The sequence below is a fragment of the Microbacterium soli genome (assembly GCF_039539005.1).
Classification (GTDB): Bacteria; Actinomycetota; Actinomycetes; order Actinomycetales; family Microbacteriaceae; genus Microbacterium; species Microbacterium soli.
This window is the reverse complement of record NZ_BAABCP010000001.1, coordinates 1,105,085-1,119,918: the sequence shown is the minus strand read 5'-3', so window position 1 is coordinate 1,119,918 and position 14,834 is coordinate 1,105,085. Positions and strand designations below refer to the sequence as shown.

The following is a 14,834-nucleotide window of genomic DNA, read 5'->3' as shown; positions in this document are numbered from 1 at the left end:
GCTCACGCCGTGATGCGCAGGTCCCGGTTGCGGAAGCAGGGCATCCCCGTGGCGGTGAACAGCGCAGCTCCCGTCAGGAGCCAGATGATCTGCCACCAGCCGTCGAACCCCGCCATCAGTGGCGGACCGGCCAGGTAGGCGCGGAAGGGGGACCACCATGCCCACGCCTCGTGTCCCGCGGCCAGGAGCAGAGTGCAGCCGAAGAACGCGCCGACCGCGATGACGGCGGGGATCCACGTTGCGATCGTCGCGCTGCCCGTCAATCCGGAGCACAGCAGCGTCAGACCACCGAAGAACCAGCCCAGCAGGATGAGGAGCACGCAGACGGCGATGAGGTGGCGGACGGGCAGGGGGGATCCTGAGATCGTGATCCCCACCCAGCTTCCGAGGAGCAGTGCGACCCCGACGATCAGAACGTCGAGGACCATAGCGGCCGTGGCGGTCCCGTAGACGCGCGAGCGGGAGACGGGCTGGGCCAGCAGCAACGACATCCGCCGACTCTGCTCCTCGCCCGTGATACCGGCCGATGCGGTGACGATCGCGACGACGATCACCGCCGCAGGAGCGAGCATGCCGAACAGTTCCAGGTGCAGGAAGCCGGCGGCGGAGTGGAGGTCTCCGCCCCCGAACAGTGCGGCGACGGCGGGTGGGAAGGACTCCGCGAGGGGGCCGATCGCCGCGCTCAGTGGGCCGTAGATCGGTGGCAGGACGAGGCCGAGCACCAGCATGATCAGCGCGATGAAGGACAGGAGCGTCCGCTGCGCCGCGATGCGCAGCCGCAGGGGAGTGGTGCCACGACCGGTCGGGGCGAGCAGTGTCCCGATGAGCGGCAGGACGCGCAGCCTGCTCAGAAGACCGGTCGCCGGCTGAGCGGCTCGAAGTTCCCGAGCGCGGAATCCGAGCATCCCGAGCCCGATCAGCACCACTGCGCCGCCGAGCAGGAGCAGGAGATGACCGGCGTCGATGCCGTTGACGAGGGGTGCGGAGCCGTTGAACCAGTACCAGGGGATCCCATCGGCCGCGTCAGCTCGCCACAGTGGCAGCAGGCTGGACCCGAGCCATCCGAGCACCATGACGGCGGAGGCGATCCCCGCCGCCGCCCCTCGCCGCCCGGAGGCGGCACCGATGGCGAGCGCCAATGAAGCGTGCAGGAAGGCCACGGCGGTGAGGTGCACCATGAGCGCAGCGAGGTGCGTCTCACCGACCTCGACGCCGGCGAGGACGGGCGCTGCTGCGGCCACCGCCCACAGCAGCGCGCCGGCTGCGACGATCAGAAGGGCCATCGCGGACGCACGGCTCGCGATGTAGCGCGCGCGAGACACCGGCGCGGCGAGGATGAGGTGCAGCGTTCGACTCTGCTCCTCTCCTGCGACGGCCTGCGCACCGATCGCGATCGCGACCCCGACGAAGGCGAGCGCACCGACCGATGCCAGCATCTCGCTGTAGGCGAGGACCGCGGCATCGGCGCCCACGGGGATGCCGATGAGTGCGCGAACGGCCTCGGGGAGGTTCGCATACACGCGCAGATCGATGTTCTCGTAGACGGCGAGGCCGAGCGCGAGCATGGCCGCGACGGCCGCGGCGGTGATCAGGAGGCTCTTCCAGCCCGTCGCGAGACCGCGGCGGAGCAGCGCGAGGCTCATGACTGCCCCTGATAGTAGGTGAGGAAGACGTCCTCGAGCTCGGCTTCCCGCGTGTGGATGTCACGGAGGCGCACCGTTGCCGTGACCACGGAGATCAGCTCGGAGATCTCGCCGTCGAAGCCCAGTTCGACGCGATCGGCGTGCACGACGACATCATGGACGCCGGGAAGGGTCTCGAGGTCCTCCCTGGCGAGCGTCCCGTCGAAGTCGATCTCGATGCGGCGCATCTGCCGGCGTCGCAACGTGGACACGTTCTCGACCGCCACGAGAGCGCCCGAGCGTATGATGCCGACTCGATCCGCCACTCGCTCGACCTCGGCGAGCGAGTGGCTGGAGAGGAACACGGTGCGCCCGTCATCGGCGACTTCGCGCATCATCCCCCAGAACTCGTGCTGGACGAGCGGGTCCAGACCGGTGCTGGGCTCGTCGAGGATGATCAGCTCGGGACGATGCATGAATGCGGCGATCAGGCCGACCTTCTGGCGGTTGCCCGTCGACAGTTCTCCGACGCGTTTGTCGAGGTCGGCGTCGAGGCGCTCGGCGAGCTGCGCGACGAATCCCTCGTCCACGCCGCCGTGGAGATTCGCGAGGAATCGGAGGGTGTCCTTCCCCGTCATCGCAGGCCAGAGCGCGAGATCAGCCGGCAGGTATCCGAGCCTGCGACGGTGCGGGACATCGCGGGGAGCCGCGCCGAGAACCGTCGCGGAGCCTTTCGTGGGCGTCAGTTCGCCCATGAGGATGCGTATCGTCGTCGACTTGCCGGCCCCGTTGGGACCGAGATACCCGAAGACCTCGCCCGGCTGGACCTCGAGGTCGAGATCGGACAGCGCGGTGAACGAGCCGTACCGCTTGGTGAGGCCGACTGTCTGGACAGGGTTCATGACTGCTCCTCAAGATCGTCGAGAAGGGAACGGTAACGGGAGGCGGCGTCCGGCGTGACGACGCCGGCGAGCACATCCATCTGAGCGCGCAGGTAGCCGATGAAGCGTCGGTCGGAGTGCGCATCCACCGCTCGCAGGTCGACGTCCAGCAGACGTTCGAGATGCCGGTGGAGTGCGAGTGCGCCGAGGGTGAAGATCGTCAGCATCACAGCTCGCCGGCGCGGCTGCGCGGTGGGGGTGAAGATTCCCTGTTCCACGCCATCGGCGAGATACACTGTCGCATCGTCCACGATGAGATCGATGAGACGATCCAGGACGGGGCTGTCCTCCGACACGCGCATCGCGAGATAACCCAGCAGATGCGGGTGGTTGCTCTGACGTATGACGCTCAGGGCGTCGAAGGATGCGGACCCCCGGATGCCATCGGTCTTGAGACGCTTGATCGTCCGGGCGATGTGTTCGTCGCACGCCGTGAGCAGATCGCCCATCGAGCCGAAGTGGTGGCGGATCAATCCGGCGGAGAGGCCGGCGCGCTCGGCGACACCGCGGGCGGTGAGGCTGTCCGAGCCGCCGTTCGCGATGATCTCGATGGCGGCGTCGCGCAGTCTTGCTCTGGCCGTCCTGTCGTCATCCATGATACAAGCGTACAAGTACTTATACACATGTGAAAGCGACGATTCTGCCCGGCTCGGATGTCTCCGGGAATCCTCCCTGAACGGATTCAGTCCGAGGCGCGAGTCCGCGCAGGATCAATGCCGGGTGCGGAGAGGTCGAAGTTCTGGGTGAAGACGCGGTCGGGGTCCCAGTGCGCCTTCAGCGCCCGCAGTCGACCGAGCGTCGGCTCGGGGAACGCCTCCACGACACCCGCCGGGGTGTGGTCGCTCTCGAAGCTCAGGTACATCCCGTCCATGCGCTCATGGACGGGACGCCACGCCGCGTCGAGGAGGGCGCGGGCCGGGCCTGCGGCGACGGCGGTGACGGAGAAGTTCTGATGCCGGTGAGCATAGGCCGTCGCCTCGGCGGGGAGGTCGTTGATCGCCCCGCCGGCGGAGCGGATCTGCACCATGTCGACGCTGCGCACCAGGTCGGCGATGCGCCGGGAGGTCTCCCGGTCCAGGTGGACTGCCAGGCCCGTGCGTGTGCGGGCCAGCTGCTGCTGCCCGCTGTGCGGTGCTCCGGTGGCCACGGGGACCTCGGGGTACGGGACGAGCTGCGCCTGGGCGCCGACCAGGCCGGGCAGGGCGGCGAACGGATCCAGGGCGGCGGATGCCGCGGTCGTGTCCGCGCGGGCGTACACGATCGTCGCGTGCACGGCGCTGCCGGCGATGTAGAGGAATGCGGAGACTTCTCGCGGTGCGGCCTCGAGGGTCAGCCCCCACTGTTCGAGGAAGCCGGAGAGCTCCGGTGGCAGGAACGTCAGGGACGCGTGCGCGACGTCCGGGGTCGGTACGGCGTCGAACTCGAAGGCGGTGACGATGCCGAAGTTCGCGCCGGCGCCGCGGAGCGCCCAGAACAGCTCGGGATCCTCCTGGGCGGACACGCGGTGCTGCGTCCCGTCGGCCGTGACGATCTCGGCGGCGACGAGGTGGTCGATGGTGAGTCCGTGCGCCCGGCCGAGCAGGCCCAGCCCGCCGCTGGTGGCCAGCCCGCCGACTCCGACGTCGCCGGAGTCGCCCGAGCTGAGGGCGAGACCGAGCGGATGCAGAGCGCGTGCGACCTCGCCCCAGCGCGCACCGGGGCCGATGCGCACCCGTCGGCCATGCAGGTGCTCGACGCGGTTCAGCCGGGACAGGTCGACCACGGTTCCACCGTCGTTGGTGGCGATGCTGCTGATGCCGTGGCCGCCGCTGCGGATCGCGATCGGCGCCTTCTGCGCGCGTGCGAAGGCGAGGGCTTCGGGCACCTGGCGCGCATCCCGCGGCTGCACGACCGCGGCCGGGGACCCGGTCGCCGAGTACACGTGCCGCACGCGCTCGTAGCGGTCGTCGCCGGGACGGATGACCTCCAGCGTGGGGGACGCGGATGTCATCGCCGCGTGCCGGACTGCGGGCCGCGCGTCACATCGGCGAAACAGTGCAGGTCGTCGCCGGACAGCGGGCTCGTGCCCGCGACGAGCTCGGCCACGTGCCGGCCGACGTGCGCGGCGGGGATCCAGCCCGCATCATCGATCCCCGCCTCCTGTCGGGCCCGGGTGCGGATCACGCCGAGGATCACTTCGTACACCCGGGGGCCGCGCGCGCCGAGCTCTGCCGCGAGAGTGCGGGTGAGGGACTTCTGCGCGGCCGCCGTCAGTGCGACTCCGGCCGCGCCGGGGAACGGGATGTCGGCGCTCATGCCGTTGAGCTGGATCAGAGCGCCGGCCGTGGCCAGGTGCGGGACGAATGCCCGGTACAGCCGGAACACCGCCGTCAGGTTGGCCGCGACCTGCTCGTCCCACTCGGCATCCGTCAGACTCAGCACGGGCTTGCGCCCCTGCGCGCCCCAGGATGCCACCGACACGACGACCCCGTCGAAGGGCCCGCCGTGCCGTGCGGCCAGCTGTGCCGCCCGCTCGTCCAACCCCGATGCCAGGGCGTCGAGCGTCTCGCCGGAGAGCCTGGGGTGCGCGATGCGCGTCGCGAGGTCGTCCAGCCGGTCGCGGGTGCGGCTCGTGGCGATCACCGTCGCGCCGTCGTCCAGCAGCGCGCGCACGACGCCCTCGCCCACGCCGCCGGTGCCGCCGAGGACGAGGACGCGCATTCCGTTCAGGGTCGTGGTGGCGTTCGCCCAACCCGGTCGTTCCGTGTCGTTCTGCGGCATGCTCATTCCTGGGTGTCCTTCTGCGGTTCGGATGCGGTGATCCGGCGTTCGATGTGGGCCTCGACAGCGGTCAGGACATCGTGCAGGGCGGCGATCTGAGCATCCGTGAGCGCATCCCCGAACCACTGCTGCGCGGCCTCGAGGTGCGGGATGACAGCACGTCGGTGCGCGCGACGGCCGTCGGGCGTGAGTCCGACCACCGTCGCGCGGCCGTCGCTCCCGTCTCCGCCTCGGCGCGCGACGTACCCGCGCTTCTCCAGTCGGCGCAGCTGGTGCGACAGTCGACTGCTGTCCCAGCCCATCGCCCGGGCGCATTCCGCGGATCGCACGCCTGCCGGGCTCGCGGCGAGGTGCGCGAGCACGGTGAACTCGGCGGCCGACAGCCCCGCCTCCGTCACGAGCACGCGGCCGGTCTCCCGGCGCAGCTGCTCCGTCACGCTCTGCAGCTTCTCCCAGGCCTGCAGCCCGGGCCCTCTCAAAGTACCTGACACGTCAGGCACTTTAGCAGGTTGCTGACGTGTCAGGGGACTGTTGCGCTGTCGCGCGGTGGGAGATCGACGGGAGCGCCCCGGTGGGCCCGCGTGCCGCACGAGCAGCCTCTTGGCACCGGCATCCGCGTCTCTTGACGCACAACCGAATGGTTGTACAAATGAACTCCTTCCGCAGGCCGCAGTCGACGGTGCTCGCCGGCTGACGCCCGCGTCGTCGCACCCCCACTCGAAGTCCAGCCGGGGCGCTCCCCGGACCGCCGAGACGATCACGTAAGGCCTGAGTCAGCCCGCACCCTCCGGGTGATCGAGTGCTTCGGTGTCGCCTGCCGGGCTGACGGTCACTCAGATCAGCCGGCGCAGCGCCTCCTCGGGGGAGACCCCCTGTGCGCGGGCCCGATCCTCGAGTCGGGCCCGTTCGGCGACGGAGAGGCGGACGCGCAGCTCGACCGGCTCCGACGGGCTCTGCGGCTCGTCGAGCCCGTCCAGAAGGTCCGCCGTCTCCGCCCACAGCGGGGCGCTCGTCGGCACCGGGGCGGCGGAAACGCCCTGCGCGGCGGGTGCGGCAAGGCGGGTCGCCGCGGTCCCCGCATCCGGGGAGAAACCCGGCCCGCGTCGTGGCTCCCGCTTGTCCCTGTACGCGGTCGCCGCCGCGTTCGCGCGCTCGTCGGCGGCCTCGTTCAGCGGATGCCCGGCGTGACCCTTCACCCAGGAGAACTCCACATCCCGCCCCTGCAGGGCGTCGTCGATCCCCTCCAGCAGGTCGCGATTGAGAACCAGCGCACCGTCGGACTTGCGCCATCCGCGCCGCTTCCAGCCCGGCATCCACTTGGTGACGGCGTCGATGACGTACCGGCTGTCGCACATGATCAGCAGCTTCTCAGAGGTCCCGGCCGTCGCGCGCAGCAGCTCGAGGACGGCCTTCAGCTCGCCCTGGTTGTTGGTGCCGTGCGGGGAGCCGCCGGCGGCCCAGCGCTCGTCGTCGATGTACCAGGCCCAGCCGTTCGGCCCGGGGTTCCCGAGGGCGGATCCGTCTGCGGCTGCGGTGATCGTCATCCTTCCACCGTAGAGCGTCGCACCGGTCGCTCCCGTGGTCGGTATCGTCGAGGGGTGACCGGTTTCGCCGTGAAGGCCGTGATCGTCCTCATCGCGATCGCGCTCCTCGGCGTGCTCATCGCCCGCTTCTTCCGCCGCGTGACACCGGTGAGGGCGGCGACGCGCCGGCAGCGGATGCCGCTGCTGGTCGTGCTCATCGGTGCTGTGCTGATCGTCGCCGGCCTGATCCTGGGGCTCGCGGTGTTCACGGCACGGTACACGCCGCAGCTGCTGCCGGCCCGGATCGCCTCCGTGGCCGTGTTCGTCGTCGGCGTCGTGCTGCTGATCGCATTCCGCAACTGGTACCTGGAGGTGGGGACGGATGCCGTGCGCTTCCGCACCGTCCTCGGGCGCGAGAAGCGCATCGTCTACCGTGACATCGCCTCGGTGCGCACCGTGCAGGTCGGCGGACGCCCGAAAGTGATCGTGCGCGGACGCGACGGCGTCACGCTCCGCGTGGACCGAGGCCGCTACCAGCTGGCACCGCTGCTGGCCGCCGCCGGCGACATCTCGCCCTGACTCTCGGCCTCCCGTACTCACGCGCGGCCCGCCGGCGAGCCCGGCACCCTCCCGAGCATCCCCGTACGCTGACGGCATGGCACTCATCGACTGGAACTCCTGGATCGGCACCGTGGTCGCCATCGGCATCGCGCTGCTGGTCGCGCTCGCCGTCATCGCCGCCGTGCATCTCATCGCCAGACTCGTCGGGCGCACCTCCACGTGGGTGGTCGAACTGGACCGGCGCGTGCGGCCGCCGTGGCTGGTGGTCGCCGGGATCGTCGCGGTCTGGATCGGCGCGGCGACCTCGCTGCCCGGGACGCTCGGCTGGTGGCCGGGCGTCTCCCGCGCACTCCTCATCCTCACGACCGTCTCCGGAGCCTGGCTGCTGGCATCCTTCGCCTCCTTCGGATTCGAGCGCCTCATCGCGAGGGAGGACGACGCGGCCGCGGGGGCCGCCTCCCGCCGCCGTCGTACCCAGCTCGTGGTCATCCACCGGCTCACCCTGGTGGTCATCGCCGTGCTGGCCCTCGGCGCGGTGCTGTTCACCTTCCCGGAGATGCGGGCCGCGGGCACCAGCCTGCTGGCATCCGCCGGCATCGTCAGCGTCATCGCGGGCCTGGCCGCGCAGTCCATCCTCGGCAACCTCATCGCCGGCATCCAGATCGCCTTCACCGATGCCATCCGCGTCGGCGATGTCGTGGTGATCCAGGGCGAGTGGGGTCGCATCGGCGAGATCAACCTGTCGTACGTCGTCGTCTACATCTGGGATGAGCGCCGGCTCGTGCTGCCGTGCAGCCACTTCACCTCCACGCCGTTCGAGACGTGGACGCGCCGCACCGACCAGGTGCTCGGCACCGTCTACATGGATCTGGACTGGCGGGTGCCGATGGATGCGGTCCGCGCGAAGTTCACGGAGATCATCGAGGCGTCGGATGCCTGGGATCGGCGCACCTCGAACGTGCGGGTCACCGGTTCCCAGGGCGGATACGTGACGGTGCGCTTCGTGATCTCGGCGAAGGACTCCGACGATCAGTGGACACTGCGCTGCGATGTGCGGGAGCAGATGATGACGTGGCTGCAGCAGGAGCATCCCGAGGCGCTGCCCCGCACACGGGTGCTGGTGGAGGACACCGCTCGGTGAGGGGTGCTTGAGCGGGGGGGGGGGTGGCTGCTCGGCCGATGAGCCGGGGCTACTCCTCCGAGTCCGAGTCGGACTCTGCTGCGGGCTCCGACTCGGCTGCGGACTCCGGCTCGGGCGCGGCCTCTGCGGCGGCTGCGGGGTCCGCAGTGGGCGCGGTGACGGTGATGACGGTGCTGGAGAGCGTCGTGCCCAGGCCGAGGCCCAGCAGGTCGACGGTCGGCGCCTCATCGAGGTGCTCGACCTTGTCCTCATCGAGCGGTTCACCCGGCAGGGCGGCCCACGCGGCCGGATCCTGCTGCTTCTGCGAGAACAGTCCCATGCCTCCATTGTCGCGCGTCCGGGCCCCGACTGCACCCCTCCCGCGCGGGCAGTGGGTCGGCGGCAGCCCGCCACGGGTCACCGGGGGCGCGTCACCGGTCGGCGGCGTCGGCCTCCTGCACGGCGTCGACCAACTCCCGCCACGGACCCTGCAGGTGCGCATCGGCGACCACCTGCTCGCGCTGCTCGTCCCGCAGCACGACATGGATGCTCCACACGTACCGGTCCGCACCCACCGGGTCGGCGTCCAATGGCTCATCCCACGGGCAGCGGTCGATGAGCGCCACCCACTCCGGAGTGCGCTCCGGCGCGGGCTCGGCGCGCCAACGGCGCCGCAGTCCCGCCATTCCGCCGGTGCGCACGACGGCGATGACGACACGGCTCCTGTCCGCGCCGCCTGCGGCATCCGCGTTGTCATCGCGGGGTTCGCGCTGCGGCATCTTCGATCGCTCCGACGGCGATCCACGCCTCGCGGACCGCCGATTCCACGCTAGCCCCGATCCCTGAGGCCGCGGTGATTGTCCGCTCGGCGAACTCCGTGAATCCGGCGGTCTTCGACAGCCCGCCCGTCAACGCGCGATACCAGGCGGTGCCCGCGCCCTCCCAGGCGTACCCGCCCAGCGTCGTCGCCGCCAGCGCGAACGCCCGGTTCGGGATGCCGGAGTTGATGTGCACCCCGCCGTTGTCCTCCACGGTGCGGACGTAGTGCGCCATATCGGCCGGCTGCGGGTCCCTGCCGAGCTCGTCATCGTCGTACGCCGTGCCGGGATGCAGCATGTCGCGCAGCGCGCGCCCCTGCACGGCCGGGGTGAAGATCCCGTCGCCGATCAGCCAGCTCGCCTCGTCGGCGGTCTGCCCCCGGACGTACTGCTCGGTCAGTGCCCCGAGCACGTCCGCGATGGACTCGTTCAGCGCACCGGACTGGTCCTGGTAGACGAGCCCCGCGGAGGTCTGGATGACGCCGTGCCCCAGCTCATGGCCGATCACCGACACCGATCCGGTGAACCCCGTGAACACCTCGCCGTCGCCGTCGCCGAACACCATCTGCGAGCCGTTCCAGAACGCGTTGTCGTACTTCCGCCCGTAATGCACGGTGGCGATCAGCGGCGCGCCCGCCCCGTCGAGCGAATCCCGCTGGAAGGCCTCCCGCAGCATCCGGTGCGTGTCCCCCAGGCCGTCGAACGCCTCGTTCACCGCGGGATCGGCCGAGACCGGATCGTCCTCACCGCGCACACGCGTGCCCGGCAGCTGCTCGGCGCCGCCCGCGTCGTAGACGGTCCGCGTCGGGGCGGCGCGCACATCGGCGACGAGGTCGCCGTCCTGATCGATGGAGAACTCGAGTGCGGCGCGGAACTCCGGGCGCCCGCGGATCAGCGTCTGTCTGGCGGCCTCGGCGGCGCGGGTGAACTGGCTCGAACCCGCCAGACGCGCCAGCAGATAGCCCGGCACGATGCCCTGGTGCGTCGATGCGGTCTCTGCGGCGGTGGTCCTCATGCCCGTGACCATACGCCGGAGACCCGACATGCGCACCCCGCCACGGCGTCCCGCCGCTTGACGGCATCCGTCCGGCTCAGCTTCCCCGCGTAGAATCTGCCCGGTGACCGATCCCTCCGCCTCTGCCGATCCTGCGACGGACCCCGGGGACGGGACGGAGGTCCTCGGCGAGCCCGAGCTGCCGGCATCCGGCATCGACCCGGACGACCTCGCGACGACCCTCCGGGTGCTCGCGGAGCTCGACCGCGTCGACCAGCGGCATCCGGACTACCTCGCCGTGCGCCGTGCCACGGCGAACATGTTCAAAGCCGTCAAACGCGCTCGCCGCAAGGAGATCCGGGATGCCATCGCCGAGGCCGACCGGGCCGTCGTCGCCCGCACCGCGACGGGCGCCGCCGACCGCATCGACGACGAGACGCGCGGGATCGAGCTGACCTCCCGCGTCGACTCTCCCATCGCCGGGGAGCTGCGCAGACCCCGCAACTGCTACATCTGCAAGAAGCCGTACACGCTCGTCGACGCGTTCTACCACCAGCTGTGCCCGGACTGCGCGCGCTTCAGCCACGGCAAGCGCAACGCCCGCACCGACCTCACCGGCCGCCGCGCGCTGCTCACCGGCGGACGCGCGAAGATCGGCATGCACATCGCCCTGCGACTGCTGCGCGACGGCGCCCATCTCACGATCACGACGCGCTTCCCGCGCGACGCAGCGCGCCGCTTCTCCTCCCTGCCGGATGCCGCGGACTGGCTGCACCGGCTGCGGGTGGTGGGCATCGACCTGCGCGACCCCGCGCAGGTGATCTCGCTGGCCGACTCCGTCGCCGCGCAGGGTCCGCTGGACATCCTCATCAACAACGCCGCGCAGACGGTGCGGCGCTCGCCGGGGGCGTATTCGCTGCTGACGGATGCCGAGCTGCAGCCGCTCCCCGACCGCCCGCTGCCGGAGATCGAGACCTTCGGGCACACCGCCGACCCCCACCCGCAGGCCCTGCAGGCATCGGTCGACGCGCATCCGCTCCTGTCGCTCGCCGCCGTCGCCGGCACGGTCGCCGAGCAGGGCGGGCAGGCGCTGACCGCTGAGGACCTCGCACGGCTGGCCATGGCCCCGGGATCCTCGTCGCTGGCCAAGCACGCCGACGGCACGGCCATCGACGCGGGCGGCCTCGTGCCCGACATCAACCGCGTCAACAGCTGGGTGCAGTCGGTCGACCAGGTCGATCCGCTCGAGATGCTCGAGGTGCAGCTGTGCAACACCACCGCGCCGTTCCTGCTGATCAGCAGGCTGCGCCCCGCGATGGCGGCCTCGACCGCGCGACGCAAGTACATCGTGAACGTCTCGGCCATGGAGGGCCAGTTCTCCCGCCGGTACAAGGGGCCCGGGCATCCGCACACCAACATGGCCAAGGCTGCGCTGAACATGCTCACCCGCACGAGCGCCGGGGAGATGTTCGACACCGACGGGATCCTCATGACGGCGGTGGACACCGGCTGGATCACCGACGAGCGCCCGCACCACACCAAGGTGCGCCTGGCGGAGGAGGGCTTCCACGCTCCGCTCGACCTGGTCGACGGCGCCGCCCGCGTGTACGACCCGATCGTGCAGGGCGAGGCCGGCGTCGACCTCCGCGGCGTGTTCCTCAAGGACTACCGGCCCAGCCCCTGGTGAGGGTGGCTTCCGTCGTCTGGGTGGGCCCCGGCATCCGTCGTCAGACCTGTCCGTCACGATTTTCGGCCACTGTTGCGATCGGAGGACGGATGCGGCAGAAACGGCCGCATATTGCAACACTGGCCGTGGATCGGAGTGGCCGAAGATCGGGGCGCCCGGCTACAGCCGGTGCACGCCGGTGACGCGGACGACGGCCGCGCCGACCTCATCGGAGGCGGCCAGATCGACCGTCGCGAAGATGCGCCAGTCGTGGTTGCCCGCGGGGTCGTCGAGGATCTGCTGCACGGACCACTCCGCGGCGCCCTGCTCGATGATCAGCAGCGCAGAGCTGCGGGCGTCGGCACCGGTGAGGATCTCATCATGCTCGGCGAAGTACGCGTCCAGGGCCGCATCCCACGCCTCAGCACCGAAATCGGCGTCCAGCTCGGCGAGAGCCGCGACATCCTCCCGTGCGGCGAGCTGCACGCGGCGGAACAGCTCGTTGCGCACGAGGGTGCGGAACGCGCGGATGTTGGTGGTGAGCCGTTTCGGTGCAGGCGGGACGACCTCCTCCTCCGGGCGATCCACCCGGCCGTTGTCCGTGCCGGCGACGAGCTCCTCCCACTCGTCCAGCAGGCTGGAGTCCACCTGACGGACGAGCTCGCCGAGCCACTCGATGAGATCGTGCAGCTCTTCGCTCTTCAGGTGCTCGGGGATCGTCTGGGAGGCTGCGCGGTAGGCATCCGAGAGATAGCGCAGCACGACCCCCTCCGACCGTGCGGTCTTGTAGAACGCGACATATTCCCCGAACGACATGGCTCGCTCGTACATGTCGCGCACGACGGACTTCGGGTGCAGCTCGAAGTCGCGGATCCACGGCTGCGCGGCGCTGAAGGTCTCGAATGCGGCCGACAGCAGCTCCTCCAGCGGCTTGGGCCAGGTGATCTGCTCGAGCAGCTCCATGCGCTCCTCGTACTCGATGCCCTCCGCCTTCATGGCGGCGACGGCCTCGCCCCGGGCGATGAACTCCTGCTGCGACAGGATCGCCCGCGGGTCGTCGAGCGTCGACTCCACGATCGAGATCGCGTCCAGCGCGAACGACGGCGAGTCCGGGTTCAACAGGTCGAACGCCGCGAGGGCGAACGGCGACAGCGGCTGGTTGAGTGCGAAGTTCGGCTGCAGGTCGACGGTCAGGCGGATGCCGTCGGGGCCGTCCTCGACGATGCCGGACTCGCGGAGCGTGCGATAGATCCCGAGGGCGCGCAGCGCCAGCATCCGCTGCCTGTCGCGCGGCTCGTGATTGTCATATACCAGTGCGCGCATATTCGCGAAGACGTCGCCGCCGCGCCCGATGACGTTGAGCATCATGGCACTGGTGATCTGCATCCGGGACGTCAGGGTCTCGGGCTCCGAGTCCACCAGTTTCCGGAAGCTCGGCTCGCCCCAGGACACGAATCCGTCCGGTGCCTTCTTCCGGATGATCTTGCGGCGCTTCTTCGGGTCGTCACCGGCCTTGCGCAGCGCCGCGAGGTTCTCCGTCTCGTGCTCGGGCGCCTGCACGACGACGGTGCCCGCCGTGTCGTAGCCCGCCCGGCCCGCCCGCCCGGCGATCTGGTGGAACTCGCGGGCGTTCAGCTGCCGCATCCGGGTGCCGTCGAACTTCGTCAGGGCGGTGAGCAGCACCGTGCGGATGGGAACGTTGATGCCGACGCCGAGCGTGTCGGTGCCGCAGATCACCCGCAGCATGCCGCGCTGGGCAAGTTGCTCCACGAGTCTGCGGTACTTCGGCAGCATCCCCGCATGGTGCACGCCGATGCCCATCCGCAGCAGCCGCGAGAGGGTCTTTCCGAAGGCGGTCGTGAACCGGAACCCGCCGATCAGCTCCGCGATCGCGTCCCGCTGCTCGCGGGTGGCGACCTTCGCACTGGCCAGCGCCTGCGCACGCTCCATGGCGGCCGCCTGCGAGAAGTGCACGACGTACACCGGGGCGCGGTCGGTGTGCAGCAGGTCGTCGATGGTCTCGTGGATGGGCGTCGTCTCGTAGAAGTAGTGCAGCGGCACGGGGCGCTCGACACCGGTGACCACGGCGGTCTCGCGGTGCGTGCGGCGGGTGAGGTCGTCGGCGAGTGCGGTGACGTCGCCGAGCGTGGCGGACATGAGCACGAACTGCACCTGCGGGAGGGTCAGCAGCGGCACCTGCCAGGCCCAGCCGCGGTCGGGGTCGCCGTAGAAGTGGAACTCGTCCATCACGACCTGGCCGACATCGGCATCCGGCCCCTCGCGCAGCGCGAGGTTCGCGAGGATCTCCGCCGTGCAGCACACGATGGGGGCGTCGGCGTTGACGGCGGAGTCGCCGGTGACCATCCCCACGTTCGCCGCCCCGAAGATGTCGACGAGGCTGAAGAACTTCTCGCTGACCAGCGCCTTGATGGGGGCCGTGTAGTAGCTGCGGCGCCCGGCGGCCAGGGCGGAGAAGTGCGCGGCGACGGCGACCAGCGACTTCCCGGTGCCCGTGGGGGTGGACAGGATGAGATTCTGCCCGGAGACGATCTCGATGGCCGCCTCGTCCTGCGCGGGGTAGAGGCTGATGCCGGTGGACTCCGCCCATTCGACGAAGGCCGTGTACACGGCATCCGCATCGGCGTCGCGGACGGAGGCGGGATCGAGAAGCATGATGCCTCGATCCTCCCACCTCGCGCTCCGTTCCCCGCCGCCGAGGAACCCGGACGGGCGTCCCCGAGGAACCCGGGCGGGCGTCCCCGAATCTTTCGGTATGATGAAGTCGTCATATCGTGCGCGGTGCGGGGTGCCCGCGCACGGCGGAATCAC

At 70.4% G+C, this 14,834-nt stretch carries 14 protein-coding genes; 3 read left to right on the top strand and 11 right to left on the bottom strand.

Translation table 11 applies throughout. The features are described 5' to 3' along the window. Positions 1 to 2 precede the first annotated feature (2 nt). From ABD770_RS05160 to ABD770_RS05130, 7 genes are all read right to left on the bottom strand, one after another. On the bottom strand, positions 3 to 1,643 hold the full coding sequence (locus tag ABD770_RS05160; protein WP_344818450.1) for an ABC transporter permease subunit: 1,641 nt from the start codon (positions 1,641 to 1,643) through the stop codon (positions 3 to 5). Continuing rightward, the gene (locus ABD770_RS05155; RefSeq protein ID WP_344818448.1) at positions 1,640 to 2,524 is read right to left on the bottom strand and encodes an ABC transporter ATP-binding protein; all 885 of its coding nucleotides are present in this window, start codon (positions 2,522 to 2,524) and stop codon (positions 1,640 to 1,642) included. Before ABD770_RS05155 ends, ABD770_RS05160 begins: the two co-directional genes overlap by 4 nt. After that, on the bottom strand, positions 2,521 to 3,159 hold the full coding sequence (locus ABD770_RS05150) for a TetR/AcrR family transcriptional regulator (RefSeq protein ID WP_344818447.1): 639 nt from the start codon (positions 3,157 to 3,159) through the stop codon (positions 2,521 to 2,523). Before ABD770_RS05150 ends, ABD770_RS05155 begins: the two co-directional genes overlap by 4 nt. Positions 3,160 to 3,245: 86 nt before the next feature. After that, complete coding sequence (locus ABD770_RS05145) at positions 3,246 to 4,553, bottom strand: FAD-binding oxidoreductase (protein WP_344818445.1); 1,308 nt, start codon at positions 4,551 to 4,553, stop codon at positions 3,246 to 3,248. Beyond that, positions 4,550 to 5,329, bottom strand: coding sequence for an SDR family oxidoreductase (locus ABD770_RS05140; protein WP_344818444.1), 780 nt, complete (start codon positions 5,327 to 5,329; stop codon positions 4,550 to 4,552). Before ABD770_RS05140 ends, ABD770_RS05145 begins: the two co-directional genes overlap by 4 nt. Next, positions 5,326 to 5,814, bottom strand: a complete 489-nt coding sequence (locus tag ABD770_RS05135; protein WP_344818443.1) for a MarR family winged helix-turn-helix transcriptional regulator — start codon at positions 5,812 to 5,814, stop codon at positions 5,326 to 5,328. The genes ABD770_RS05140 and ABD770_RS05135 overlap by 4 nt, the downstream gene beginning before the upstream one ends. A gap of 342 nt (positions 5,815 to 6,156) precedes the next feature. Then, positions 6,157 to 6,867 (bottom strand): ribonuclease H family protein, encoded by a 711-nt coding sequence (locus ABD770_RS05130; protein WP_344818442.1) that lies wholly within the window; start codon positions 6,865 to 6,867, stop codon positions 6,157 to 6,159. A gap of 54 nt (positions 6,868 to 6,921) precedes the next feature. Between ABD770_RS05130 and ABD770_RS05125 the strand changes: the two genes are divergently transcribed. Together ABD770_RS05125 and ABD770_RS05120 are read left to right on the top strand one after the other, a co-directional pair. Further along, positions 6,922 to 7,425, top strand: coding sequence for a hypothetical protein (locus ABD770_RS05125; protein ID WP_344818441.1), 504 nt, complete (start codon positions 6,922 to 6,924; stop codon positions 7,423 to 7,425). A 76-nt stretch (positions 7,426 to 7,501) separates the two neighbouring features. Beyond that, positions 7,502 to 8,548 carry a mechanosensitive ion channel family protein gene (locus ABD770_RS05120; RefSeq protein ID WP_344818440.1) on the top strand — a complete coding sequence of 349 codons (1,047 nt, stop codon included), beginning with the start codon at positions 7,502 to 7,504 and terminating at the stop codon, positions 8,546 to 8,548. Between the two features lie 49 nt (positions 8,549 to 8,597). Here ABD770_RS05120 and ABD770_RS05115 read toward each other — a convergent pair whose 3' ends face one another. From ABD770_RS05115 to ABD770_RS05105, 3 genes are all read right to left on the bottom strand, one after another. Continuing rightward, a complete protein-coding gene (locus ABD770_RS05115; RefSeq protein ID WP_344818439.1) occupies positions 8,598 to 8,867 on the bottom strand; it encodes a hypothetical protein in 270 nt (89 codons plus the stop codon). 91 nt (positions 8,868 to 8,958) lie between these two features. Then, a complete protein-coding gene (locus ABD770_RS05110) occupies positions 8,959 to 9,306 on the bottom strand; it encodes a protealysin inhibitor emfourin (RefSeq protein ID WP_344818438.1) in 348 nt (115 codons plus the stop codon). Further along, the gene (locus tag ABD770_RS05105; RefSeq protein WP_344818437.1) at positions 9,281 to 10,360 is read right to left on the bottom strand and encodes a M4 family metallopeptidase; all 1,080 of its coding nucleotides are present in this window, start codon (positions 10,358 to 10,360) and stop codon (positions 9,281 to 9,283) included. The genes ABD770_RS05110 and ABD770_RS05105 overlap by 26 nt, the downstream gene beginning before the upstream one ends. A 178-nt stretch (positions 10,361 to 10,538) precedes the next feature. Between ABD770_RS05105 and ABD770_RS05100 the strand changes: the two genes are divergently transcribed. Then, the gene (locus ABD770_RS05100) at positions 10,539 to 12,026 is read left to right on the top strand and encodes an SDR family NAD(P)-dependent oxidoreductase (RefSeq protein WP_344819867.1); all 1,488 of its coding nucleotides are present in this window, start codon (positions 10,539 to 10,541) and stop codon (positions 12,024 to 12,026) included. 159 nt (positions 12,027 to 12,185) lie between these two features. Here the strand turns inward: ABD770_RS05100 and ABD770_RS05095 are convergent, their stop codons facing one another. Further along, a complete protein-coding gene (locus tag ABD770_RS05095; RefSeq protein ID WP_344818436.1) occupies positions 12,186 to 14,678 on the bottom strand; it encodes a DEAD/DEAH box helicase in 2,493 nt (830 codons plus the stop codon). Positions 14,679 to 14,834: the final 156 nt, after the last annotated feature.